The 23,365-nt window shown below is 66.4% G+C and carries 21 protein-coding genes and 1 pseudogene; 6 read left to right on the top strand and 16 right to left on the bottom strand.

The features are described from left to right. Nucleotides 1–163 precede the first annotated feature (163 nt). The 3 genes and pseudogenes from U8D42_RS01800 to U8D42_RS01810 form a co-directional block, all read right to left on the bottom strand. A pseudogene (locus U8D42_RS01800) lies at nt 164–1,705 on the bottom strand (APC family permease); the annotation flags it as partial. A 94-nt stretch (nt 1,706–1,799) separates the two neighbouring features. Further along, complete coding sequence (locus U8D42_RS01805; RefSeq protein ID WP_322859449.1) at nt 1,800–2,021, bottom strand: hypothetical protein; 222 nt, start codon at nt 2,019–2,021, stop codon at nt 1,800–1,802. A 74-nt stretch (nt 2,022–2,095) separates the two neighbouring features. Beyond that, nucleotides 2,096–2,551: a DUF5709 domain-containing protein gene (locus tag U8D42_RS01810; protein WP_085243284.1), complete on the bottom strand. Its 456-nt coding sequence runs from the start codon at nt 2,549–2,551 to the stop codon at nt 2,096–2,098. Between the two features lie 317 nt (nt 2,552–2,868). Between U8D42_RS01810 and U8D42_RS01815 the strand changes: the two genes are divergently transcribed. After that, nucleotides 2,869–3,798 carry a ribose-phosphate diphosphokinase gene (locus U8D42_RS01815; RefSeq protein ID WP_322859448.1) on the top strand — a complete coding sequence of 310 codons (930 nt, stop codon included), beginning with the start codon at nt 2,869–2,871 and terminating at the stop codon, nt 3,796–3,798. Nucleotides 3,799–3,819: 21 nt separating this feature from the next. On the opposite strand, the gene U8D42_RS01820 is transcribed toward U8D42_RS01815, so the two are convergent. The 3 genes from U8D42_RS01820 to U8D42_RS01830 all read right to left on the bottom strand — a co-directional run bounded on the left by U8D42_RS01820 (nt 3,820) and on the right by U8D42_RS01830 (nt 6,384). Beyond that, complete coding sequence (locus U8D42_RS01820) at nt 3,820–4,245, bottom strand: hypothetical protein (RefSeq protein WP_085243285.1); 426 nt, start codon at nt 4,243–4,245, stop codon at nt 3,820–3,822. A 130-nt stretch (nt 4,246–4,375) separates the two neighbouring features. Next, the gene (locus tag U8D42_RS01825) at nt 4,376–4,684 is read right to left on the bottom strand and encodes a hypothetical protein (protein ID WP_322859447.1); all 309 of its coding nucleotides are present in this window, start codon (nt 4,682–4,684) and stop codon (nt 4,376–4,378) included. A gap of 293 nt (nt 4,685–4,977) precedes the next feature. Further along, complete coding sequence (locus U8D42_RS01830; protein ID WP_322859446.1) at nt 4,978–6,384, bottom strand: phosphoribosyltransferase family protein; 1,407 nt, start codon at nt 6,382–6,384, stop codon at nt 4,978–4,980. Nucleotides 6,385–6,564: 180 nt separating this feature from the next. On the opposite strand from U8D42_RS01830, the gene U8D42_RS01835 reads away from it, so the two are divergent. Beyond that, nucleotides 6,565–7,659, top strand: coding sequence for a CapA family protein (locus U8D42_RS01835; RefSeq protein ID WP_348636956.1), 1,095 nt, complete (start codon nt 6,565–6,567; stop codon nt 7,657–7,659). A gap of 15 nt (nt 7,660–7,674) precedes the next feature. On the opposite strand, the gene U8D42_RS01840 is transcribed toward U8D42_RS01835, so the two are convergent. From U8D42_RS01840 to U8D42_RS01860, 5 genes are read right to left on the bottom strand one after another with little or no spacing between them, the layout of a single operon-like run. Further along, on the bottom strand, nt 7,675–8,499 hold the full coding sequence (locus U8D42_RS01840) for an LLM class F420-dependent oxidoreductase (RefSeq protein WP_322859502.1): 825 nt from the start codon (nt 8,497–8,499) through the stop codon (nt 7,675–7,677). A gap of 23 nt (nt 8,500–8,522) precedes the next feature. Further along, nucleotides 8,523–9,578, bottom strand: a complete 1,056-nt coding sequence (locus U8D42_RS01845) for a poly-gamma-glutamate hydrolase family protein (protein ID WP_322859444.1) — start codon at nt 9,576–9,578, stop codon at nt 8,523–8,525. Next, the gene (locus tag U8D42_RS01850) at nt 9,579–10,835 is read right to left on the bottom strand and encodes an Nramp family divalent metal transporter (protein ID WP_322859501.1); all 1,257 of its coding nucleotides are present in this window, start codon (nt 10,833–10,835) and stop codon (nt 9,579–9,581) included. A 40-nt stretch (nt 10,836–10,875) separates the two neighbouring features. Next, nucleotides 10,876–11,952, bottom strand: a complete 1,077-nt coding sequence (locus U8D42_RS01855) for an NAD(P)H-dependent amine dehydrogenase family protein (protein WP_322859443.1) — start codon at nt 11,950–11,952, stop codon at nt 10,876–10,878. Between the two features lie 24 nt (nt 11,953–11,976). Then, on the bottom strand, nt 11,977–12,768 hold the full coding sequence (locus U8D42_RS01860; protein WP_085243292.1) for an SDR family oxidoreductase: 792 nt from the start codon (nt 12,766–12,768) through the stop codon (nt 11,977–11,979). 309 nt (nt 12,769–13,077) lie between these two features. Here U8D42_RS01860 and pstS (U8D42_RS01865) point away from each other — a divergent pair, with 309 nt between their 5' ends. The 4 genes from pstS (U8D42_RS01865) to pstA all read left to right on the top strand — a co-directional run bounded on the left by pstS (U8D42_RS01865) (nt 13,078) and on the right by pstA (nt 17,397). Further along, nucleotides 13,078–14,190 carry a phosphate ABC transporter substrate-binding protein PstS gene (gene pstS / locus U8D42_RS01865; protein WP_322859500.1) on the top strand — a complete coding sequence of 371 codons (1,113 nt, stop codon included), beginning with the start codon at nt 13,078–13,080 and terminating at the stop codon, nt 14,188–14,190. 184 nt (nt 14,191–14,374) lie between these two features. Next, on the top strand, nt 14,375–15,487 hold the full coding sequence (gene pstS / locus U8D42_RS01870; RefSeq protein WP_322859442.1) for a phosphate ABC transporter substrate-binding protein PstS: 1,113 nt from the start codon (nt 14,375–14,377) through the stop codon (nt 15,485–15,487). A gap of 60 nt (nt 15,488–15,547) precedes the next feature. Next, the gene (gene pstC / locus U8D42_RS01875) at nt 15,548–16,492 is read left to right on the top strand and encodes a phosphate ABC transporter permease subunit PstC (RefSeq protein ID WP_322859499.1); all 945 of its coding nucleotides are present in this window, start codon (nt 15,548–15,550) and stop codon (nt 16,490–16,492) included. Continuing rightward, nucleotides 16,489–17,397: a phosphate ABC transporter permease PstA gene (gene pstA, locus U8D42_RS01880; protein WP_322859441.1), complete on the top strand. Its 909-nt coding sequence runs from the start codon at nt 16,489–16,491 to the stop codon at nt 17,395–17,397. Before pstC ends, pstA begins: the two co-directional genes overlap by 4 nt. A 19-nt stretch (nt 17,398–17,416) precedes the next feature. Here pstA and U8D42_RS01885 read toward each other — a convergent pair whose 3' ends face one another. The 5 genes from U8D42_RS01885 to U8D42_RS01905 form a co-directional block, all read right to left on the bottom strand. After that, nucleotides 17,417–18,325, bottom strand: a complete 909-nt coding sequence (locus U8D42_RS01885) for a Ku protein (protein WP_322859440.1) — start codon at nt 18,323–18,325, stop codon at nt 17,417–17,419. A gap of 110 nt (nt 18,326–18,435) precedes the next feature. Then, a complete protein-coding gene (locus U8D42_RS01890) occupies nt 18,436–19,362 on the bottom strand; it encodes a carbohydrate kinase family protein (RefSeq protein ID WP_322859439.1) in 927 nt (308 codons plus the stop codon). Beyond that, nucleotides 19,359–20,771, bottom strand: a complete 1,413-nt coding sequence (locus U8D42_RS01895; protein WP_322859438.1) for a mannitol dehydrogenase family protein — start codon at nt 20,769–20,771, stop codon at nt 19,359–19,361. Before U8D42_RS01895 ends, U8D42_RS01890 begins: the two co-directional genes overlap by 4 nt. 110 nt (nt 20,772–20,881) lie before the next feature. Further along, entirely contained in the window at nt 20,882–21,739 is an 858-nt protein-coding gene (locus U8D42_RS01900; RefSeq protein WP_322859437.1) for an HAD family hydrolase, read from the bottom strand. Then, nucleotides 21,736–23,265 carry a mannitol dehydrogenase family protein gene (locus U8D42_RS01905; RefSeq protein ID WP_322859436.1) on the bottom strand — a complete coding sequence of 510 codons (1,530 nt, stop codon included), beginning with the start codon at nt 23,263–23,265 and terminating at the stop codon, nt 21,736–21,738. The genes U8D42_RS01900 and U8D42_RS01905 overlap by 4 nt, the downstream gene beginning before the upstream one ends. Nucleotides 23,266–23,365 lie beyond the last annotated feature (100 nt).

Below are 23,365 nucleotides of genomic sequence, written 5' to 3' on the forward strand. Positions count from 1 at the left end.
GTAGCTGGTATGGCGATGACCAGGTGACATCTCGGCGTGAGGGCCCAGCCGACGGCGAGTCTCTCTTGTCGGCACGCGTCAGGCGGATCGTCCCCCAAGGTAGTCAGGGGCGTACCGGCTGATCGACGTGCCCACCGGGATGCCCTCCGGTGAGCCCGCACGTGATGGTGCGGCCGCGGAAGAAACCCGGGGCTATCGCCCACCACGCCAGCATCAGGATCACTCCGAGCGCCAGCGCGCCGATACCGACCGCCGCGACGGCACCGAACCCGAGGATCGTGATGCTGTGGCCCTCATGGTCGGTCAGCCACTCGGGCCTGGCGTACTGGATGAGCCCGTAGATGAAAACGAGCAGTAAGACCACGCCGCCCAGCAATGGGAAGGCGCCGCGCATCACGAAATCCCGCACCGACGCGGTAAGGGTATGGCGGTAGTACCAGGCGCACGCAAACCCGGTGAGCCCGTAGTAGAACGCGATCATCAACCCGACCGATCCCACCAGCGCGGCCAGCAGGCTCTCGCTGATGAGCGTGAACAGGACGTAGAAGATGATGGAGACCACCCCGACCGCGATCGTGGATGTGCTCGGCGTCAGGTAGCGAGGGTGGGTCTTGGCGAACGAGTCAGGCAGCGCCTTGTACGCCCCCATCGACAGGGTGGTGCGCGTGGTCTTCAAGATCGTCGTCTGAGTCGACGCGGAGGCGGAAGTCAGGATCGACGCCGCCAGCAACAGCAGTGCAATCTTCCCGAGGACACCGTCGCCGAACAATTGCGGACCGATGGAGGCAAAAACATCTCTCGAGTTGCGCGGGTTGCCCAGTCCGATGCCCGCCGTCCCGACACCGGCGAACGCCACGGCCGACACGGTCACCAGGGTGAAGGTCGCCAGCAGTAGGAAAGTCGAGATGACGCCGGCGCGACCTGGCGTGCGGCCGGGGTCGTCGGACTCCTCGTTGCAGGACACAGCGGTGTCCCACCCCCAGTACATGAAGATGGCCATGAGGACTGCCGGGGCGGCGGTCGTCCTCAAGTCAAGACCGCCCGGCCAGAACCAGGACAGCGAAGGATGCAGCGAAAAGGCTTGGGCTTCATGAGTATACGTTTTGACCAACGCGACCACCGAAAACGCAATCAGCGCCACGATCTGAGTGGACAGCAGTGCGTACAGCAGTCGCGCCGAGACCGCGATGCCGCGATAACAGACATACGTCATCAGCACAATCCAGGAGACGCCCGCCACCGTCGAGCAGAACCTGCTGTCGGCCAGGTCCGCAACCGAATGCCAACCCAGCTGGCCGACGAACCTGAACGAGTACTTCCCGGCGATATCGACCAGGTTGGCCATCACGATCACTTCCGCGGCGATGATGCCCCAGCCGCCGAGCCATCCGACGACAGGCCCAAACGCCCGCGACGCCCACCTGAACGTGGTGCCACAGTCCGGTTCGGCCTCGTTCAGCTCCCGGTAGGCGACGGCGATCAGATACATCGGGATGAAGGAAACGAGAACGACCGCCGGGGCTTTCACGCCGGCGAGTTGCCCACCGCCACTGGCCACGACGAGACCCAGCGTCGCGGCAAGGCTGTAGGCGGGTGCCATTGACGCCAGGCCGACCACGACGCCGGAGACCAGGCCGAGTGCGCCACCCCTGAGGCCTTTGCTCTTGACGGTGGTCGGCGCGGCTTCGCTATCCGGGCCGGCCATGGTCCCACCTTTGCTCATCGCACCCCTCTGCCTGAGCATTCCCAGGCTAAAACGGCGTTGAGGAGTCGCCGCGCCTACCGCCGCGCTGCGCCGACTATTGCCATCGCAGATCTTCGTCGAGTTGTTGGGCTCGTTCGTCGAGTTCGATGGCGGGGCCGGTATCAATGATGACCTCTTGCCAGTACGACGGACTGTAGAGGTGAATGTCCTTGCCGCTATTGACCCTCAGCACGCCGCCCGTGAGTACTGCATAAGTGGCGCCGTCCGGATATTCGTCGTCTTCATCCTGGCCGGAAATTTGGATCCACATTTTCATGCCGAAATACCCTCCGCGTCCGCCGAGCGAATTCTTGAAATTAGCGCTGCGACCGCGCCCGGGCCCGGTAGGACTTACTCCTCCTCGTCGTCGATGACGTGCATGGCGGCTTCCTCGGCGGACGCCGCACCCCCGCCGATCCCGACATCTGTAGCGAACAACTCCTCGTCGGCATCTTCGCCAAATCCCAAGTCCGAAGCGACAAGCCGCCCGGCTCGTGCACCGCCCACTTCGCGCCGCTCCGGAAATTCGGCGTCCCGCTCGGAGGCATCGCTGCGCCGCTGCTCGTCCTCGTCGAGCACGACGTTGATTCGCGCCGCCGGGTCCGGCTCTTCCTCCGCGAGCATTTGATCCATGCTTTCGGCTGGGCCGAATGCGCCGCGTCCGTAGGGTCGTTCGGGTGGTGAGTACCCCTCGTCAAGGATGTCGTCCACACCGCGATCGAGCAGGGTGTCCTCTTGTTGGAGCTGGTTGTCGTCCTCAACGCTGTAGTCGCCGGCCGCGGGGCCGGTCTCGTAGTGAGCACTCATAATTCGCCTGTCATGTTGTTACCGTTCCTGTCGCGGCATTCACCGCGTGCGCAGTCCAACCGTAAGGATCGCACCGGTCCGCGCCATAGGGTCATTTGTCCTTTTCGACCGAGGCCTCCCGCGCATCATGCAGAAGCCCACCGGGGGAGAAATCCGAATTCATCTGCGGCATAAGTGTCCAGCTCGGAGTGACTTTCCGCAGCAGAGATATGACTTTTGCCCCTCGGCCGGGCGGTGGATTGGTGCGATGGTCGAGGCACGATGGGTACAGCCATGCATTCAGGATGGACTCAGGGCGGCGAGGGAAAGGACGCCCGATGACCGTACTGCGTATCGTCTCGGGTAGCGCCAACCCGGGGCTGTTCAGCGCCATCGCAAACCACCTGGGAGTCGACTCCTACGGCTGTTCCCTGGAGCGATTCCCTGACGGGGAGATCCATCCGACGATCGAAGATGTCTGCGGTGCCGACGTTTACGTCATTCAGCCGACATCGCCACCGGTCAACGAGCACTTCGTCGAATTACTCTTGCTGCTCGACGCCTGCCGTCGGTCCCGCGCGGCACGGGTGACCGCGGTGGTGCCGTATTTCGGCTACGCCCGCCAAGATCGTCGCACCGGGCCGGGTCAGGCTCTCGGCTCACCCGTCGTCATAGATGCGATTGTCGCCGCGGGTGCCGATCGACTGGTTGTTGTCGACCCGCACACGCCCGCCCTGGAAGCGATGTGCCGAATTCCCGTGGAAACGCTGTCCGCTGTTCCCGCGCTATGCCGCGAGCTCGCCGGCGATCTGCCGGAGGGCGTGGTGGTGGTCGCACCCGACCTGGGCGCGGTCAAGCTCGCCGAACGGTACGCAAAAGCGCTGCACGGCTCGGTGGCCGTGGTGCGCAAACAGCGCGAAAGCGGCTCAACGGTGGCCGCATTGGACATCGCCGGGGACGTCAGTGGTCGCAGGGTGGTGGTCATCGATGACATGATCACCACCGGGGCCACTATTGAAGCCGCGGTCGAGAAGCTGCGGGCACACGGCGCCGCGGCGGATATCGTCGTGGCGGCCACGCACGGGCTATTCGTGCACACCGCGGTGAACCGATTGCGCAAGCTCGACCTGCGGCGCGTGCTGGTTGCCGACAGTACTGACGTCAAAGCCGCAGACGCCTTCATCCGTGTGTGTTCGATCGCGCCGACGATAGCTGATGCGATCGCCCGCCTGCACGCCGACGAGCCACTCGATAATCCCGCCGTGTGATCCGCTGCGGGCCAATAATTCTCAGCCCAGCCGCTCGATCTCGTCGGCCGCCTCGGTCAACGCCGTGGCGAGTTCGCGGGCACCCGCCGCGTCCAGCGCATTGAGGTGACGGGCGTGTACGGCAATCCACCGCCGCGTCGAGCCATCGGCCTGCTGTCGACCGCAGATCTGAACGTGCGTCGGCCCTCTGCGGCGGGAGGTGCCCTCGAATTCGCGAAACCAGTTGCTGTCGAAGTGCCAGTCGAAGGTGCGAACCGCACCGTCGGGTGGTCCGATGGCGTCGAATGGCATCCCGGCGGACACGTTCTTGGCCGCCCACTGCCGTGCCATGTCCAGCAGCGTCTGCGGTTCGTCGTGTTCGAGGCGCTCCAGCTGAGCGATTTGCGCAGCGGTGAGCTGGTCGGCCACGTCGCGCCAGGTTTGGGCGGTGTCGTCAGATGCGGTCATGGTTTGCAGTCTGTGCTGCCCTCCCGCGGTTAGCGAGAGTCGAAAGTCATGTCTTCGTAGTCCGGGGCACCGCCGGATCTGTCTGCTTGCGGTTCAGACGGTTTGGGCATGTCACGGACTGGCGAAACGGTCAGCCGATTCCGACGCGAATCCCCTCGTGTCGCTGCTCCAGCCCACTGCTGACTCCGGTGAAGAGGTCATGCGCGTCGGCGTTGACACCGCGCAGCGTGACCGTCAACGCGCCCGGCTTGCTGTCGACGACGATGCTGCCGGCCGGATGCAATGGATATTCGCGGGTCCCGGTGCCACCCGTCCCGGTTCCGGTCGCCAACTCATAGCCGTGATCGTCTCGGAGCCTGTCCACGAGGGCCGTGACGATTTCGCTTGCCAGCTCGTCTGGATCAACCGTCTCCGGCACGGTCAGCGTCAGTCTGGTCACCTGCACCACGCTACTGGCCTCGCAGCACCCGATGTCTGAAATGACGGCCCACGAATGCGGGACAGGCGGAGAATGATGGTCGAGATCGTGAGGTCGGGAAGGGAGGAAGCCATGGTCGCGGACCCGCAATGCGCCCGCTGCAAACAACCCATCGCACCGGGGTGGCTTTATCTGACTGCGCATCGCCGCGGCCAAGCCGAACCGGCCGCCGACGACGCAGTGCTCATCCATGTGCCCGATGAATGCCCAGGGCCGGGCGAGCACGTCCCGCCCAGCTAGACAGGCCGACCGGACTACGGATTCGTACTCAGAGCCGCCGGGCTCAAGTGGTCGACGAACCAGTCGCGGGCCAGCATGGCGACCTTCTCGAGCGTTCCGGGCTCTTCGAAGAGATGGGTGGCGCCGGGCACGACGGTGAGTTTGCATCTGCCGGGGATCGCTGCTCGCGCTTGCCGATTCAGTTCCAGCACTACGTCGTCATTGCCGCCGACGATGAGCAGCGTGGGCGCGTAAACCCGGGCCAGGAATTGCCCCGCCAAATCCGGGCGGCCGCCCCGGGACACCACCGCCGCGACGTTCACGCGCGGTTCGGTGGCGGCGACCAGGGCCGCGCCCGCGCCGGTGCTGGCACCGAAGTAGCCCACCGGCAGCGCGGCCGTATCCGGCTGGCGGCTCAGCCAGCCGGTGACGTCGACCAGCCGTCGCGCCAAGAGGCCGATGTCGAAAACGTTGGCTCGATTTCGTTCCTCTTCGGGGGTGAGAAGGTCGAACAGCAGCGTGGCGAGACCCGCGGCGTTCAGCACGTCGGCCACGTAGCGGTTGCGGGGGCTGTGCCGGCTGCTTCCACTACCGTGCGCGAACAGCACCACGCCGAGTGGACGCTCGGGGATCGTCAGATGTCCCGCCACCGACACCGAACCGACGGTGACCGTGACTTCCTCGTCGCGTAACGGCGGGTCGGCCGAGCCGGCATCGACCAGCGGGTCGCGAGAACCGTTTCGGGCCCGCTCGAGGAGCGTGACCACCTCGTCGTCAGAAGTCTGGGTGAAGTTCCGGTAGCCCTGCCCCACGGCGAAGAAGAACTCGGGCGTGTGCAAGCAGACCACTTCGTCGGCGTACCCGGCGAACTTTGCGAACACATCGCGTCCGCCGATCGGAACTGCCAGCACCACCCGGCTCGCGCCCTGGGCGCGAGCGACCTCGCAGGCGGCTTTCGCCGTCGCGCCCGTAGCGACGCCGTCATCGACGATCACGGCGGTTCGCCCCGCCAACGGGATCGGTTCGTGCCCGCTGCGGAACCGTTCAGAGCGACGAGCCAACTCGGCCCGCTGCTTCGCCTCGACCGCCGCCATCTCGTCCGCGGACAAGTGAGCTTCACGCACGACGGCGTCGTTGATGACCCGCACCCCGCCCTCACCGATCGCGCCGAAGGCCAGCTCGGGCTGAAATGGAACCCCGAGCTTGCGCACGACCAATACATCCAGCGGGGCCTGCAGCGCCTTGGCGACCTCGAAGGCCACCGGCACACCACCCCGCGGTAGACCTAATACCAAAACATCCTGGCCACGCAAGGGTTCCAAACTTTTGGCCAGCTGTCGTCCGGCGTCGACACGATCATCGAACACTCTTTGGTCGCCGCGTAACGAAGCCAGCCGCTGCACCAGCGGTCGACCCCAGCCATCGCGGTCCGTCCGTGTCATCCCCTCAGTGTGTCGCGAGGCGCCGGCGTGCCGAAGGGCCGTTAGGCCACTCCCGTGGGGACCAAGGCCTCCTGGCCGGCATTTCTCCGAGCGCCTAGCGTCGGCGTGGTGGAGTCGGATCGCCCACCGGGCTCCTCGCATGGTTCCGGTGCGGTGACGGTGCTGTTGGGTGGCGACGTCATGCTCGGGCGCGGCGTCGATCAGATCCTGCCCCATCCCGGCGATCCAGAATTGCGTGAGCGCTATCTACGTGATGCCGGGGGATATGTCCGGTTGGCCGAGCGAGCAAATGGGCCGATTCCGCGTCCGGTGGATTGGCGGTGGCCGTGGGGCGAGGTCCTGACGGTCCTCGACGAGGCCGCCCCAAACGTCCGTCTGATCAACCTGGAGACGACGATCACCGCGCGGGGCGATTTCGCCGACGGCAAAGCGGTTTGTTATCGAATGCATCCGGATAACCTGCCCGCCCTGACGGCGTTGCGGCCCGACGTCTGCGCGCTGGCCAACAACCACATCCTCGACTTCGGCCGCCCGGGCTTGGCCGATACCCTGTCCGCCCTCACCGGTGCGGGAATCCGGGGCGTCGGAGCCGGGGCCGACCTGTCTATCGCACGCGAACCGGCGGTGCTCGATGTCGGCGACGGATACCGGGTCACGGTGGGCTCGGTCGCGATGCCGTCGGCCGGCGTTCCCGTGTCTTGGGCCGCGCTCCACGATCGGCCCGGCGTGCGACTGATCCGGGACGCCTCGGCACGCGGCGTCGCCGACGAGGTGGCCGCGGACGTGCTGGCACGTCAACACGACCGCCGGATCGCGATCGTCTCGGTGCATTGGGGGTCGAATTGGGGTTATGACATAGCGGACAGTGACGTCACATTCGCGCACCGGCTGATCGATGCCGGCGTCGACATCGTTCACGGTCACTCCTCGCACCATCCCAGGCCGATCGAGATATACCGTGGCAAACCGATCCTCTACGGTTGCGGCGATGTCATCGACGACTACGAAGGCATCGGCGGGCACCAGGCCTACCGTGCCGATCTCCGGCTCCTGTATCTGACCCGAACCGATCCGGCCGGCGGTGAATTGGCGTCGTTGCAGATGATCCCGCTGCGCGTCCGCCGGATGCGGCTCGAGCGTCCGTCTCGTGACGAGGTCGAATGGCTGCGCGCAACGATCGCGCAAGCCAGCCGGCGGTTCGGGCTGCGTGTGGTGACGCGGCGAGATGACCTTCTCGAGGTTGAGTTGCCCGGCAACCATGGCCGGACACCGTGATGCTGCAGCGACGGCTCAGCGCAGTTCGGCGATGACCTTCGCGAAGTTGTCGATGTGGTTGTCCTGGACGGTGATGAACGTGACCCCGTACTTCTCCCGGTACTCCAGCAGCGTGTCGGCCATCTCGCGCGGTGACCCCGTCAGGACGGAGTGCATGGCCAGGATCTCCTCGTCGGACAATCCCGCCGCGTACCGACGGGTCATCGTCAGGTCGGGCAGGCTCTCGCCCTCGGCCGGGACCGCCGTCACGGCGAGGTTCAATTCGAGCGCGTCGAACCGGTCGCCGGCGGCGTTGCGGACGAACTCGACGCGTTCGGTCAGCGGGTCGTCGGCCTCCTTGACCCTCGAACCCGTCAGCCCGATGATGTCGGCTTGCCGGGCGGCGATGGTCAGCACCCGGTCGCCGTTGCCGGCGATGAGGATGGGTGTCGTCGGGTGGTGCTCCTTCAGATATGCCGTCATGTGGTTGAGGTAGTCGACCCGGGCGCCGGCACTGGGGTAGGGGAGCTCGGCGGCGTCGAACTCCTCTTTGACATAGCCGGTGCCGAGCCCGATTTCGAGACGGCCGTTACTGAGCTTGTCCAGGTCGCCGAGGTCCCGGCTGAGCAGGGCGGGCTTGTAGAAGGCGGCGTTGAGCACATACATGCTCAGCTTGAGCTTGTCGGTGACCATGGCGGCCGCCGTCAGTGCGGGAATGGGGGCCACCGCGCCGAGATGGTCCGGCACGCAGAGCACATCGAATCCGATGTCTTCGGCTTGCTTCACCTTGTCGACGAACGCTGCGCGCGACTTGATGAAGCGCATGCTCATTCCGAAGCGAAAATCCTTGGCCACCAACAACTCCAATCAACAGACGAGGACAATTACCAACAACGTGCAGCTTCCACCAACCCCCGGATCAGCGCCGCGGTGACCGGTGACAGGCCGTCATCGCCGGGCAGCGGGCTGCGCGGGCTCAGGCCGCGCACGCGGGGGGAGAGCTCCAGCTGGGTCCCGCCCTCGCGCACCCGGTTCACGGGATTGTCCGGGTGCAGACCCCGTAACTCCGGGGGAATGTCCTCGAGCTCGGTGATCACCCGGTAGCCGGTCAACCGAATGTGCCGGGCCAGATGCGCGGCCAGCGCGCGGTTGCGGCCACCGGCCAGCAATTGCGTGCTGCGCCCGATGCGGCCGTATCCGTGCAGCGACACCGCAACGTCGACATGGTCGAGGAATTCGGCGAGCCGTGGCGACTCGGTCGGGTCGAACAACGCCGAGGGCAGGTGGTGCGGATAGCGGTCGGGGTGACGCAGCACGTACACCGACGCGTCGGCTGCCTCGGCGGCGCGTTCGGCGATCACGTCGGTCATCTCTTCCAGCCCCCCGCCGTGGATGGCCAGAAAGCCGAAACGCGACCGCAAGCGGCCGGCCTCGCTCACCCCGGCCTGGCTCAGCAACGCCGAAAGGGATTCGGGCGCAGGCCCCGACGCCGACGCCCGCTGCGGCCAGCGTGCGGGATCCCAGCGCCGCAGGAAGTCGACCCAACGTTGCGGCAACCCATGCTGCACCGCGCCGTCGATGATCTTGGGCAGGTAGCCCGGCCGCGGCGGACCCGGCGTCACCCGATGGTCGATGTAGACCCAGGCCGGCGCCGGCCCGCCGTCGGTGTGCACGGTCAGCCGGTCGCGCCGGTAGCGCACCGGCACGCCCTCGGCGCTGTCCAGCGTCGCCAGGTCCCCATCGGAGATCTGCCACACCACGCCGTACACCTGGTTGCCGGCACACGGCTCGACCGTGGCCACGCCGCGCTGGTTGATCAGCCAGTCATGATCGGACAGGACCGCCGGCCGCGGATCGGCGGCGTCGGGACACCGCAGCGCCATCTGCTTCACGCACAGGTTCGACCCGTATGCGAAGTAGGCGTGCCGGCGGGCCGGCATTCAGGCAGTCACCGTCAGCCAGATGAGGACCACGTTAAGCAGACTAATCATGACGCCAACGGCCCAGCCAATAATCGTCGTGACGGGGTGGTTGGTGTCGTCGCCCATCAAGTCGCGGTCACTGGTGAGCTTCACCAGCGGCAGGACCGCAAACGGTATCCCGAACGACAGCACCACCTGGGAGAGCACCAGCGCGCGGGTGGGGTTGAATCCGACCGCGAGGATCACCAGCGCGGGGCACACGGTGATCAAGCGGCGCACCAGCATCGGAATCCTGCGGTGCAGCAGCCCCTGCATGATCATGGCGCCGGCGTAGGCGCCCACCGAGGACGATGCCAGCCCGGACGCCAGCAGTCCGACCGCGAACAGCACCGCGATGGTTGGCCCGAGCGTGTGGTGGATCGCGGAGTACGCGCCCTCGATGGACGCGGTGATGTTGCGGTGCTGCAGGTTGATCGCGGCGACCAGCAGCATCGCGGCGTTCACCGTGCCCGCGACGACCATCGCCAGCACGACGTCGAGCCGGGTGACCCGCAGCAGTAGGCGCCGCTGCGCGCCCTCGGCCGGATGGCCGTGCCGGTCGAGGACCAGCCCGGAATGCATGTACACCGCGTGCGGCATCACGGTGGCGCCCAGGATGGCGGCGGCGAGCAGCACGCTTTCGGTGCCGCGGAACCGCGGCACCAGCCCGCCGAGCACGTCACCGGGCGGCGGCGTCTTGACGAAGAAGCTGGCCGCGAACCCGATGGCGATGACGAGCAGCAGGCCGGTGATGACGCGCTCGAAGATGATCTGCCCGCGCCGGTCCTGGATCGCCAGCAGCAACAGGGACACCAGCCCGGTGATGATTCCGCCGAGCAGCAGCGGCAAGTCGAACAGGATGCGCAAGGCGATTGCGCCACCGACGATTTCGGCCATGTCGGTGGCGATCGCCACCAGTTCGGCCTGAACCCAGTACACCAGCCGGACCGGGCGGCTCATTCGCTTGCCGACGGCCGCCGGCAACGAGCGCCCGGTCACCAGGCCGAGCTTGGCCGACAGATACTGCACCAGGCCGGCCAGCGCATTGGCCACCACGATGACCCACAGCAGCAGGTAACCGAACTGCGCCCCGGAGCTGACGTTGGCGGCGACGTTGCCGGGATCGACATAGGCGATGGCGGCGACGAAGGCAGGCCCGAGCAGATACCAGCTGCTTTTGAGCGAGTCCTGACTGCTCTGCGCCAACGCGTCGCCCTTCGATTCACTCGGCCGAATTGAAAAGTGAGGGTATCCGAAGAGTCGACGCGCCCGTTGCTCACCCGGGCAGGTAAAGCCCCTTGCCGGTGATCAGCGGCAGGTCCAGCGTCGTGACGATGCCCGGCGGGGCGGCCACCACCGCGGGGATCGCGTTGACCACCCGCATCGCCGTGGCGACCAGGCCGGCGTGGTTGTGGTCGCCCTTGCGGCTGCTGAGGCAGACGTCCATGGCGTAGGACGGTTCGCCGGTCACCTCGATGCGGTAGGACCCGCCGGGCTGGGCGGGCTGCGGCCACTCGGGGCACAGGTCCTCGCGCAGCCGGGTGACGTGTTCGAGGACCACGACGGGGTCGCCGTTGACCATGCCGAACACCTCGAACCGCAGCGCCGCGGCGCTGCCTTTGGGGATGTGTCCCGACGCGATGTCGAAGTCCTCGGGCGCCGGCACGCGGACGTACTCCTGCGCGACCGAGTCGAGTGACACGCCCAGGCCGGCCGCCAGTTGCCGAACCACCGATCCCCACGCCAGGCTGAGCACGCCCGGCTGCAGCAGCATGGGGATCTCGTCGAGCGGCTTGCCGAAGCCCATCACGTCGAACATGACCGCGGCGCTGTCGTAGGTGGCGTAGTCGACGATCTCCATGCAGCGGATCTGCTGGATGTTCTGACAGGTGCCGGCCAGTGCCAGCGGCAGCAGGTCGTTGGCGAAGCCGGGGTCGATCCCGTTGACGTACACGCTCGAATTGCCTTCGCGGGCAGCGTCTTCGATGGGCTTGATCAACTCCTCGGGAATGACCTCCCACGGATACTGCAAGAACACCGGGCCGCTACCCACGACGTTGATCCCGGCCGCCAGGACGCGCCGGTAGTCCTCCAGCGCCTCGGGCAACCGGTTGTCGGCCAGCGCGTTGTACACGGCGCACTGCGGCCCGGTGGCCAGCACGGCGTCCAGGTCGGTGCTGGCCAGGACGCCGGTCGACTCGGGGAGTCCGGCGAGCTCTGCCGCGTCCTTGCCGGCCTTGGCGTCCGACGACACCCAGACGCCGGTGAGCTCGAACGCCGGGTTGGTGATGAGCGCCCGGAGGGCGTGGATACCGACGTTGCCGGTGCCCAATTGGACGACGGGTATTGCCATGACGGGCTCCTCAGTGGTCGGGGGTCACAGATCCGGGACGGGGATGTCGAGGTTGGGGTAGGTGAGTCCGCCGTCGACCTCCAGCGTCTTGCCGGTCAGGAAGCTGCCCGCCGGGGACGCCAAATAAACTGCGGCGGCCGCGATGTCGACGGGATCACCGAGGCGGCGCATCGGGGTGGCCTTCTCCATCGGCGCGCGCAGCTCGTCGTTGGAGGCCACTACGTCCAGCGCGGAGGTCAGGATCGACCCCGGCGCGATCGCGTTGACCCGGATGCGGGGGCACAGGTCGAGGGCGGTCAGCCGGGTGTAGTGCGACAGCGCGGCTTTGGCGGTGCCGTAGGCGGCGAAGCCACGGCCGGCCAGCCGGCCCATGGTGGAGGTGATGTTGATGACGCTGCCGCCGCCGGAGTGCTCGAGCATGAGGGGTACCGCCGCGACGGTGAGCGCGTGGGCGGTGGCGACGTTGAAGGTGAATGCGTCCTTGAGTTCTTTGGTCGAGGTGGTCAGCAGCGTGTTGGGCATGGTCCCGCCGACGTTGTTGACGACGATGTCTAGTTTCCCGAACGCGTCGACGGCCTGGCCGGCCAGCTCCGCGGTCACCTCGGGGTGGGCCAGGTCGGCGGCGACGATGTGCGCCCGGCGACCGGCGGACCGGACCTGTTCGGCGACGCCTTCTAGTTGCGATTGTGTGCGCGAGGCGATGAGGACATCGGCGCCCGCCTCGGCGAAAGCCAGCGCGATGGCCGCCCCGAGGCCGCGGCCGGCACCGGTGATGACGGCGACTTTGTCGTCGAGACGAAATCTGTCAAGGATCATTGCGGCCTCTCTTCGCCCAAGTTGTCAGCCGAAACGGTAGCAAGCCGCGCCGTCTCGGATGCGGCATTTCTGGAACAGGTTCTACTTTTGCATATTGCCGGGCGATGTATCGCCCCGCGCCCAGGTCCGGGCCCGCCGAACCGGTCGGTCGAAATCGTGTCCGAATTCCGCGCCGCGCGGCCTGGCCGCATCCGGCCTCCACTGCGAGAACAATCGCCCGGCGCTAGCCTTAGTCCTGACAGTTTGGTCGGCGCGCAGCGGCTAGTGAATGGTGGCGATCATGTTCGATGCTCCCCCGTGGGAATCCTATTGGTTCTGAAGCGATTCGGCGCTGCGCTCAGTGTCCTGACCGTTGTTGCGCTGGTAGTGGCGGCTTGCGGGACCAACGACAACGCGGCGGGCAAAAGCACCGGGTCCGGTGGGTCGCCGGTCCAGGTGAGCTGTGGTGGGACGAAGGTGCTGAAGGCCAGCGGGTCGACCGCCCAGGCCAACGCGATGACCCGCTTCATCAATGCGTTCGAGCAGGCCTGCCCGGGCCAGACGCTGAACTACACCCCCAACGGGTCGGGCGCCGGGATCGGCGAATTCACCGGCAAACAGACGGATTTCGCGGGGTCGGACTCGCCGCTGGCTCCCATCGAATACTTCGCGGCGCAGCAACGCTGCGGTTCGCCGGCGTGGAATTTGCCGGTGGTGTTCGGACCGATCGCGATCACCTACAACGTCTCGGGGGTTACGTCGCTGAATCTCGACGGCCAGACAGCCGCCAAAATCTTCAAGGGCGCCGTCAGCGTATGGAACGACCCGGCGATTCAGAAGTTGAACCCCGGCGTCGCGTTTCCCGCCGAGCCTATTCGGGTGATCTTCCGCAGCGATCAGTCCGGTACCACGGACAACTTCCAGAAATATCTGGACTCGGCCGCGAACGGCGCCTGGGACAAAGGCATCGGGAAGACGTTCAAGGGTGGTGTCGGCGAGGGGGCCAAAGGCAATGAGGGCACATCGGCGGCGGTCAGGGCCACCGAGGGGTCGATCACCTATAACGAGTGGTCCTTTGCTCTGGCGCAAAAGGTCAAGATGGCCAAGATCATCACGTCGGCCGGTCCGGACGCGGTGGCGATCGACGCGGGCTCGGTGGGCAAGACGATCGCCGGCGCCGACTTCAGCGAGGAGGGCAACGACCTGGTCGTCGACACCTACTCCTTCTACGAGCCGACCCGGCCCGGTTCCTACCCCATCGTGCTGGCGACGTATGAGATCGTTTGCTCGAAGTACACCGATCCCCGGGTCGGCGCGGCCGTGAAGGCGTTCCTGCAGAGCACCATCGGCGCGGGGCAGGACGGCTTGGCGGACAACGGCTACATTCCCGTCCCCGACTCGTTCAAATCCCGGTTGTCGACCGCGATCAACGCCATCTCGTGAGCTTCTCGCAACGGCCCGCGACCCACCGCAAAGGCATCCTGGCCAGCGATAATAAGCCGACGGCAATTTGCCCCGCGTTAACCTTCGTGCTGTTAGCTTCCTTGCTGCGAGAGACGGCTGACCGCTCGACAGCGGCCAGGAGAACGTCGCCCTTCGAGCTTCATCCCTACCGTTAGGAAGTGACTTGAAACTCAACCGATTCGGTGCCGCGCTGAGCGTCGTGACCGCTGGTGCGCTGGTGTTGTCGGGTTGCGGAAGTGACAACAACGCCAGCAGCGGAAGCGCGACCAGCGGTTCGTCGGCGGGCAAGGTCAGCTGTGGCGGGAAGAAGACGTTGAAGGCCAGCGGGTCGACCGCCCAGGCCAACGCGATGACCCGGTTCGTCAACGCCTTCGAACAGGCCTGCCCCGGCCAGACGCTGAACTACACGGCCAACGGCTCAGGCGCGGGCATCAGCGAATTCACCGGCAAACAAACCGATTTCGGTGGCTCGGACTCACCGCTTGCCCCCAAGGAATACGCCGCCGCGCAGCAGCGCTGCGGATCGCCGGCATGGAATCTGCCGGTCGTCTTCGGTCCGATCGCCATCACCTACAACGTCAAGGGCCTGAGTTCGCTGAGCCTCGACGGTCCGACGGCGGCGAAGATCTTCAACGGTGCCATCAAGACCTGGAATGACCCGGCCGTCGCGGCGCTCAACCCCGGTGTCGCGCTGCCCGCCGAGCCGATCCACGTGGTGTTCCGCAACGACGAATCCGGCACCACGGACAACTTCCAGGAGTACCTCGACGCCGCCTCCAACGGCGCGTGGGGCAAGGGCGCCGGCAAGACGTTCAAGGGCGGCGTCGGCGAGGGCGCCAAGGGCAACGACGGCACGTCGGCGGCGATCAAGGCCACCGAAGGGTCCATCACCTACAACGAGTGGTCGTTCGCCAAAGCTCAGAAGCTCAACATGGCCAAGGTGATCACGTCGGCCGGCCCGGACGCCGTGGAAATCAGCGCCGACTCGGTCGGCAAGACGATCTCGCGGGCCAAGATCAGCGGCCAGGGCAACGACCTGGTCCTCGACACGCTCTCCTTCTACAAGCCGACCCAGCCGGGGTCCTACCCGATCGTGCTGGCGACGTATGAGATCGTATGCTCGAAATACCCCGATGCCCAGGTCGGCACCGCGGTGAAGGCGTTCCTGGAAAGTACGATCGGTGCGGGGCAAAATGGCCTGGCCGACAATGGGTACATCCCCATCCCGGATTCGTTCAAGTCGAGACTGTCGGCCGCAATCAACGCCATCACGTGATCTGAGGTGGTCGTGACCCGTGGAGCGGTAGCCAGCCCGTCGGCCCCGCAAAAGCCCGAGCTGAAGACGCTGAGTGCGCCGTCGACTCGGCAGGGCGACCGGCTCTTCAAACTTGCGGCTGCCGCTGCCGGGTCGACGATCGTCGTCGCGATCCTGCTGATCGCCGCGTTCCTGCTGATTCGTGCCGTGCCGTCGTTGCGGGCCAACCACGCGAACTTCTTCACCAGCGCGCAGTTCAGCACCACCGATCCGGCGAAGCTCGAGTTCGGCATCCGCGACCTGCTGATGGTGACCGTCCTGAGCTCGCTCACCGCCCTGGTGGTGGCGGTGCCGGTCGCGGTCGGGATCGCGGTGTTCCTCACCCAGTACGCGCCGAAGCGGCTGGCCCGCCCGTTCGGGGCGATCGTGGACCTGCTGGCCGCGGTGCCCTCCATCATCTTCGGGTTGTGGGGCATCTTCGTGCTGGCGCCCAACATCGAGCCCGTCGCGGCGTTCCTCAACCGCAACCTGGGCTGGTTTTTCCTGTTCAAGCAGGGCAACGTGTCATTGGCCGGCGGCGGCACCATCTTCACCGCCGGCATCGTGCTGTCGGCGATGATCCTGCCGATCATCACGTCGGTCTCGCGCGAGGTGTTCCGGCAGACCCCGCACATGCAGATGGAAGCGGCGCAGGCGCTGGGCGCCACCAAGTGGGAGGTGGTGCGGATGACCGTGCTGCCGTTCGGCCGCAGCGGTGTCATCGCGGCGTCGATGCTGGGGCTGGGCCGTGCGCTCGGTGAGACCGTGGCGGTGCTGATCATCTTGCGCTCCGCCGCGCGCCCGGGGCATTGGTCGCTGTTCGACGGCGGGTACACGTTCGCCTCGAAGATCGCCTCGGCGGCAGCCGAATTCAGCGCACCACTGCCCACCGGGGCCTACATCGCCGCGGGATTCGCGTTGTTCGTCTTGACCTTCGTCGTCAACGCCCTGGCCCGCGCCATCGCCGGCGGGAAGGTCAACGGATGAGCTCCACGGTGGAAACGTTTGACCGGCCGGTCAAAGCCCAGGCCTTCCGGCCCGTCAGCATCCGGCGCCGGCTGACGAACAACGCCGCGACCGTCTTCTTCGTCACCTCGTTCCTTGTCGCGCTGGTGCCGCTGGTCTGGGTGCTGTCGGTCGTGGTGGCCCGGGGTTGGTACGCGGTCACCCGGTCGTCGTGGTGGACCCACTCGCTGCGCGGGATTCTGCCGGAGCAATTCGCCGGCGGCGTGTACCACGCGCTGTACGGAACCGTGGTGCAGGCGGGGGTGGCCGCCCTGATGTCCGTCCCGCTGGGTTTGATGACCGCGGTCTTCTTGGTGGAATACGGTTCCGGCCGGCTGGTGCGTCTCACGACGTTCATGGTGGACGTGCTCGCCGGGGTGCCCTCGATCGTGGCGGCGCTGTTCATCTTCACCCTGTGGATAGCCACCCTGGGATTCCAGCAGAGCTCGTTCGCCGTGTCGCTGGCGCTGGTCCTGCTGATGCTGCCGGTGGTGGTGCGGTCCGCGGAGGAGATGCTGCGGTTGGTGCCCGACGATCTGCGGGAGGCCAGTTACGCGCTCGGTGTGACCAAATGGAAGACCATCGTGCGGATCGTGTTCCCGATCGCGATGCCCGGCATCGTCTCCGGAATCCTGTTGTCGGTCGCGCGGGTGATCGGCGAGACCGCCCCGGTGCTGGTGCTGGTCGGCTACAGCCGGTCGATCAACACCGACATCTTCCACGGCAACATGGCCTCGCTGCCGCTGTTGATCTACACCGAGCTCACCAATCCCGAGCACGCCGGCTTCCTGCGCATCTGGGGTGCGGCCCTGAGCCTGATCATCATCGTCGCCGTGATCAACCTGACCGCGGGGGCCACCCGCTTCTTCTCGACCCGCAGGCGCTGAGCGCGCGCGGGGCCACGCGTCACGCTTTCGATGCCGCCTTCTTGGCCGGTGCCTTCTTCGCGGTGGTCTTTTTCGCTGTCGTCTTCCTCGCGGCCGTCTTCTTGGCCGGTGCCTTCTTGGCCGCAGCCCTGCCGTCGCCGGAGCGCGCCTTGACGCTGGCTTCCAGCTTCGCCAGCAGGTCGGAGACGTCCTCGGTCTCGTCGAGTTCCTTCGGTTGCTCCTCGGTGGTAAAAGCCTCGCCACCTTCGAGTTTGGCGTCGATCAGCTCCTGCAGCTGCTCCTGGTAGGTGTCGTGGTAGCGGTCTGGATTGAAGTCCTCGGCCATCGACTCCACGACCTGGCCGGCCATCTTCAATTCCGCGGGCTTGATCTCGACCTCCTTGTCGAGCACCGGAAAGTCGGGGTCGCGGATCTCGTCGGGCCACAGCAGGGTGTGCACCATCATCACGTCCCGCTTGCCGAAGTCCTTGACGCGCAACGCCGCCAGCCGCGTCTTGTTGCGCAGCGTGAAGTGGACGATCGCCATCCGATCGGTCTCGGCGAGTGTCTTTGCCAGCAGCACATAGGATTTCGACGACTTGGAATCCGGTTCCAGGAAGTAGCTACGGTCGAACAGCATCGGGTCGACCTCCTCGGCGGGAACGAACTCCAGCACCTCGATCTCGCGGCTGCGTTCCTCGGGCAAGGTGGAGATGTCGTCGTCGGTGATGATGACCATCTGGCCGTCGTCGGATTCGAACGCCCGGGCGATGTCGCGGTATTCGACAACCTCGCCGTCCAACTCGCAGACGCGTTGGTACCGGATGCGGCCGTTGTCCTTGGCGTGCACCTGATGAAACTTGATGTCGTGGTCCTGGGTGGCGCTGTACACCTTGACCGGGACGTTGACCAGCCCGAACGCGATCGAGCCCTTCCAGATGGAGCGCATGTAAGTCAGTATGCCCATACCGCCGCCGGGAAAACAGCATGACAGGCCCGTGAGCTGGGGTTGTGCGGCTTCGCGGCAGACCGCGGTGTGCCGGGTTCGCCGGCGTCGTGCTACCCGAAAGCGCCGCTGGCGGAGGTCAATTGAGCCCGCAGGGCAGCCCGATCGGGCAGATCGGCTCCAGCACGGGCGACTGTCAATGCCGACGCGGCGCTCGCGGTCCACAGGGCGGCAGTGAGCGCGTCGGGCTCGATCCGGGCGAGGGCGGCCCGCCGGTCGGCGCCCAGCAGGTTCATCTCCCACAACGAGTCGAGCAGGCCGACCATGAACGCGTCACCGGCGCCTACGGTGTCGACCACCCTGGCCGGTTTCGCCGCGACCTGGACCTCGCCGGCCGCGCAGAACGCCCGCGAACCGCGTTCCCCCATCGTCACCGCGACGACCGCGGGTCCCAAACCCAACCACGCCCTGGCCGTCTGCTCGGGCTCGTGATCGGGCTCGATGGAGCGCAGGTCCTCGTCGCTGACCTTGACGACGTCGCTGCGCTCGACCAGGCGCTCGATCCGCGCACGGGCCAAAGCGGGGTCGGCGGTCAGCGACGGGCGCACGTTCGGGTCGAAGGTGACCGTGGCGGAAACGCGGTAGGTGTCGATCAACGCCGCGACCGCCAGGCAGCCCGGCTCGCGCGTGGCGGCGATGGACCCGGTGTGCACGAACAGCGGCGGCGGAACCTCGGGTGTCCCGGAGAGTCGCCAGTCCAGATTGAACACGTAGTCGGCCGAGCCGTCCTCGCCGATCGTCGCCACGGCCGTCGGTGTCTGGCTGGCCGCGACGCTACCCGAAACCAGCCGTGCGCCAGCAGCTTTCACGTACTCGGCGATGCGCCGGCCGTGCGGGTCGTCGGCGATGTGGGTCAGAAAGTCGACTTCACGGCCCAGGCGTGCGAGTCCGACGGCGACGTTGAGCGGGCTGCCACCCACATGCTCCTCGCCGTCGACGATATCGATCAGCGACTCGCCGATCACCAGTCCGCGGGTCACCGCACCAAAGCCTCCAGCGTCGCCCGAGCTCCCTTGGTGTGCAACGAATCCAGCGCCCAGCGGTACGCCTCGACGAAGCGTGGCTGGTGGGCCAGATCGCAGAACACCGCAGTGACCTCGATGAACGCGGTGGGATTCCGGTGCTGTGACCGGGCGATCGGGATGAGCGAATCCGCGAGTTGGTCCACCACCTCGTACGGCCTGCCCCATTCGTCGGTGCCCTCGGCGTAGCGCGCCCAGCTGGCCACCGCCGCGGCCGCGAGTTGAACCGGCCCGTCGGCGGCCAGGTTGTCGCAGACGACGGGAAACAGCCATTTCGGGATGCGGTCCGACGAGTAGGCACACAGCCGCGCGACGGTGTCGCGCACGGCCGGGTTGGCGAACCGCTCGACCAGCGTGCGGGCGTATTCGTGGAGGTCGATCCCCGGCACCGGCGGCAGCGTGGGGATGGCCTCGTTGTCGAAGTAGGAGAGCAGGAATTCCGCGAACAGCGGATCGCGCGCCGCCTCGTGGACGAACTGGAAGCCGCACAGGTGGGCGAAGTAGGCCAGGCACTGATGCCCCGCGTTGAGCAGCCGCAGCTTCATCAGCTCGTACGGGCGCACATCGTCGACCAGCAGCACCCCCGCCTGCTCGAGCGGGGGACGGCCATCGGCGAAGTCGTCCTCGATCACCCAGGCGCTGAAGGGTTCGGCCACCACCGGCCATCGGTCGTTGACGCCGAAGTCGCGCCGCACTTCGGCGGCCATCTCCAAAGTTGTTGCCGGAGTGATGCGGTCGACCATCGAATTAGGGAACCGGGCATGTTCGGCCACCCACTCGGCCAGCGCGGGATCTCTGCGCTCGGCACTGGCGAGCACGGTGCGCCTGGCGACGTCACCGTTGTTCTCGATGTTGTCGCAGGAGACGACCGTCGGCGCGGGGATCCCGCGACCGCGCCGCCTGGCGAGCGCCTCGGTGATCAACGCGAACGCGGGCCCGTCCGGGTCGCGGTAGCCGCCTTCGGTGATGGTCAGCGAAATGATCCGGGTCGATGCCGCGGTGAGTACCTCCAACGCCGATTCCGGGTCGTCCGGGGCGTAGCGGTAGTCCACGATCGACCCGATCACCTGGGCGTCTCGGCTGCCGTTGGGATTCTCCAAGATCAGTGTGTACAGCCCGTCCTGATCGTTGAGGACGTCGCGCATGGTCCAGTCGGCGGGCATGACGCCCACACCGCAGATGCCCCAATCGAGTGCCAGGCCCTGCTGGAGCAGCAGGTTGATGTACGCGGCCTGATGCGCACGGTGGAAATGGCCGGCGCCGATATGAGCGATACCGACGGTCACGGCGCCCCGGTCATAGTTGGGCGGCTCGATCGGCAGTTTGGAAAGCGACGCATTGTTCAGATCGATCGCGCTAGCCACCATTGGCCAACTCCTCACCGGGCCGCCGCCCGGATCGTTACCGGGCGCGCGGCACCTCTCGACGGTATGACAGCCGCGGGCCGAAGCCCAGCGACAAACGACCAGCCGATGCCCTACGTGAGTGACGTGCCTGCGGCCGGTACGGCCGACAACAGCAGGACATCGGCAAGAGCGCGCCACGATTCGGTTATCGCGACCGCGCCGGCATCGATCAGATCCGCTCGGCGGCAATCCCGTTCGTCAGCCGGCACGAACATCAGGTTGCCCACGGTGGGGTAACCGGCCGCGACCGCGGAACGCACGCCGGCCACCGAGTCCTCGATGGCCAGCCCTTGTCCTGCCGCGACGCCCATCACCTGACCGGAATGCAGATACACCGCCGGGTCGGGCTTGCTTGTCGGCGACGGCAGTGAATCCTCCGCGCTGAAGGTCACCGACTCGGCTATCAGCGAGTCGATGCCGGTGGCGGCGAAGCAGGCACGCAGGCGCTTGGTGGCGCTGGAGCTCACGGCCGCCAGCGCGTAATGCGGTGCGAGGTCGCGCAGCGGTTCGAGCACCTGCGGGTCGGGTGTCAGGGTCACCGCCAGATGTGCGGTGACCCGTTCGCGCTCTTCGCGCACCCACTGCTCGAGTTCGTCGGTGGACAACGCATTGCCCTTCGCCACGTCACCGGTTGAGGCGCACACCGCTGCGGGGAGGCCGTCGGCCAACGCCTGATCGAGCGGCAGTCTGCACTGGACCGCCAGCTCGAGAGCCATGGCGCGGAAGTTCTTCCCGACGGCCCGCTTCCGCAACTCCTCCGGGTCGACCGGAGCTGTCACGCCGAACCTGGCCAGGAAACGATTCATCACCTCCGTCGACGCTTCGAACGCCGGCCGCTCCGAAGCGAACAGGTTGTCGTCCGCGTCGCACAGCAAGGTCGTGATCGGCGCCGGGTCGAATGTGCGCACAAAGGTCAGCCCATCGCTCATCGTGACACCAACTCCCGCTCGTCGTTGCGCATCCCGTCACGCAGCGTGGGCACCACACCGCATGTGTCGATACGCCTGATCATGTCGCCAAGGCGCTCCGCAAACCCGGGAACCGCGCGAAGCTCCGCGAACATCGCGTGCCGCAGCAGCGGATCCGCATTGTCGCCTGCCATGTTGGCCAACGTGGCCACCGGTATCGCCTGTGAGTCTTCCAGACGGAGCTTGCGCCCCTGCAGGTCGTGGCCGCGCATGTAGCGGGCCCACCCGGCAACGGCCAACATCAGCAGCGTGTGCGGCCTGCCCCGCGTGATCGCATCCTGCAGGGACGGCAACACAAACGACGTTATCTTGCTCGTTCCCCGCCTGGCCAGCCGCGACAACTGGTCACTCATCTGAGGATTGCCGAGCCGATCGAGCAAACTGGCCCGGTATTGGGGTGTGTTCATCCCCGGGACCGGGGGCAGCAGCGGCTGAATCTCGTCGCGCAGCAGCCTCTCGACGTAGTCGAATATCACGCGGTCCCGCATCGCCTCGTCGGTGCGCCGGTAGCCGGCCAATATGGCCAAACACGCGAGCGCGATGTGGGTTCCGTTGAGAAGACGGGTCTTGATCAGCTTGTGGTCGGAGACATCGGAGACGAATTCGGCTCCGACCTCCTCGAGCGGAGGGCGCCCGTTGCTGAAGGAATCCTCGATCACCCATTGGCTGTACGGCTCGGTCACGACCGGACATTTGTCGGCCACACCGAACGTCTGCTCCACGAATTCGCGCTCCGACTCCGAAGTCTGCGGGGTGATGCGGTCGACCATGGTCGACGGGAACGCGACATGCTTTTCGATCCAGCCGGCGAGCCCGGAGTCCTTCAAGGCGGCGAACGACACCAGCGCGGTTCTCGCCGGGCGGGTGTCGCCGGGAATGTTGTCGCAGCAGAGCACGGTGAACGGCGCCACGCCCGCGCGGCGGCGCCGGTCGAGAGCTTCGGCCAGATATCCCCACGCGGTGGCATACCCTCCGGAGGCGCCATGAGATGCGACAAGGTCAGCGCGGATGTCGGGGTGGTTGGCATCGAACTCGTCGGTGACCGGATCGAGGAAGTATCCGTTGTCGGTGATGGTCAGGCTGACGATACGGGTCTGGGGGTCCGCCAGGGCGGCGCGCACCGCCGCGTCATCATTCGGTGCGTAATGCACGGAGCCGATCGAGCCGACCACGCGGGCGGTCTGGCGGTCGTGGCCGCGCTGTACCACGGTGTAGAGCCCGTCCTGCGCCGACAGCAAGTCTTTGGCGGTCGGGGAGTGCAGGCTGACGCCGGTAACCCCCCAACGATCCGAAATGCCCGAGCGGGCAAGGTCATCGAAGTAGACGGCCTGATGTGCGCGGTGGAAATTGCCCGCGCCGATGTGGACGACACCACGCTGGAGGGCCGATCTCTCGTAGGTGGGTACCGCGATTCGCCGGGAGTGCAGTCGAAGGGTGGCATTGCTGAGGGGGACGCCACATTCTGGACGCCAGGACAGTATGGGCATCCGTCTTCGGTGCCCGGCCCGTCGGTGTGTCTAACCCCTTCGTGGTCGATGTCACAAAGATTTACGTTTGAGACATAATCAGCGGTGGTAACGAATCGGC

Source organism: Mycobacterium europaeum, assembly GCF_034555895.2.
In the GTDB taxonomy this organism is placed as follows: Bacteria; Actinomycetota; Actinomycetes; order Mycobacteriales; family Mycobacteriaceae; genus Mycobacterium; species Mycobacterium europaeum.

Bases quoted from the DNA above. Each gene is read 5' to 3' on its own strand.
- U8D42_RS01815 (WP_322859448.1), top strand. From the start codon at position 2,869: ATGACCGTACTGCGTATCGTCTCGGGTAGCGCCAACCCGGGGCTGTTC.
- U8D42_RS01830 (WP_322859446.1), bottom strand. From the start codon at position 6,384: ATGACACGGACGGACCGCGATGGCTGGGGTCGACCGCTGGTGCAGCGG.
- pstA (WP_322859441.1), top strand. From the start codon at position 16,489: ATGAGCTCCACGGTGGAAACGTTTGACCGGCCGGTCAAAGCCCAGGCC.
- U8D42_RS01885 (WP_322859440.1), bottom strand. From the start codon at position 18,325: ATGCGCTCCATCTGGAAGGGCTCGATCGCGTTCGGGCTGGTCAACGTC.
- U8D42_RS01820 (WP_085243285.1), bottom strand. From the start codon at position 4,245: ATGACCGCATCTGACGACACCGCCCAAACCTGGCGCGACGTGGCCGAC.
- U8D42_RS01810 (WP_085243284.1), bottom strand. From the start codon at position 2,551: ATGAGTGCTCACTACGAGACCGGCCCCGCGGCCGGCGACTACAGCGTT.
- U8D42_RS01900 (WP_322859437.1), bottom strand. From the start codon at position 21,739: ATGAGCGATGGGCTGACCTTTGTGCGCACATTCGACCCGGCGCCGATC.
- U8D42_RS01835 (WP_348636956.1), top strand. From the start codon at position 6,565: ATGCTCGGGCGCGGCGTCGATCAGATCCTGCCCCATCCCGGCGATCCA.
- U8D42_RS01855 (WP_322859443.1), bottom strand. From the start codon at position 11,952: ATGGCAATACCCGTCGTCCAATTGGGCACCGGCAACGTCGGTATCCAC.
- U8D42_RS01805 (WP_322859449.1), bottom strand. From the start codon at position 2,021: ATGAAAATGTGGATCCAAATTTCCGGCCAGGATGAAGACGACGAATAT.
- U8D42_RS01905 (WP_322859436.1), bottom strand. From the start codon at position 23,265: ATGCCCATACTGTCCTGGCGTCCAGAATGTGGCGTCCCCCTCAGCAAT.
- U8D42_RS01860 (WP_085243292.1), bottom strand. From the start codon at position 12,768: ATGATCCTTGACAGATTTCGTCTCGACGACAAAGTCGCCGTCATCACC.
- U8D42_RS01895 (WP_322859438.1), bottom strand. From the start codon at position 20,771: ATGGTGGCTAGCGCGATCGATCTGAACAATGCGTCGCTTTCCAAACTG.
- U8D42_RS01845 (WP_322859444.1), bottom strand. From the start codon at position 9,578: ATGCCGGCCCGCCGGCACGCCTACTTCGCATACGGGTCGAACCTGTGC.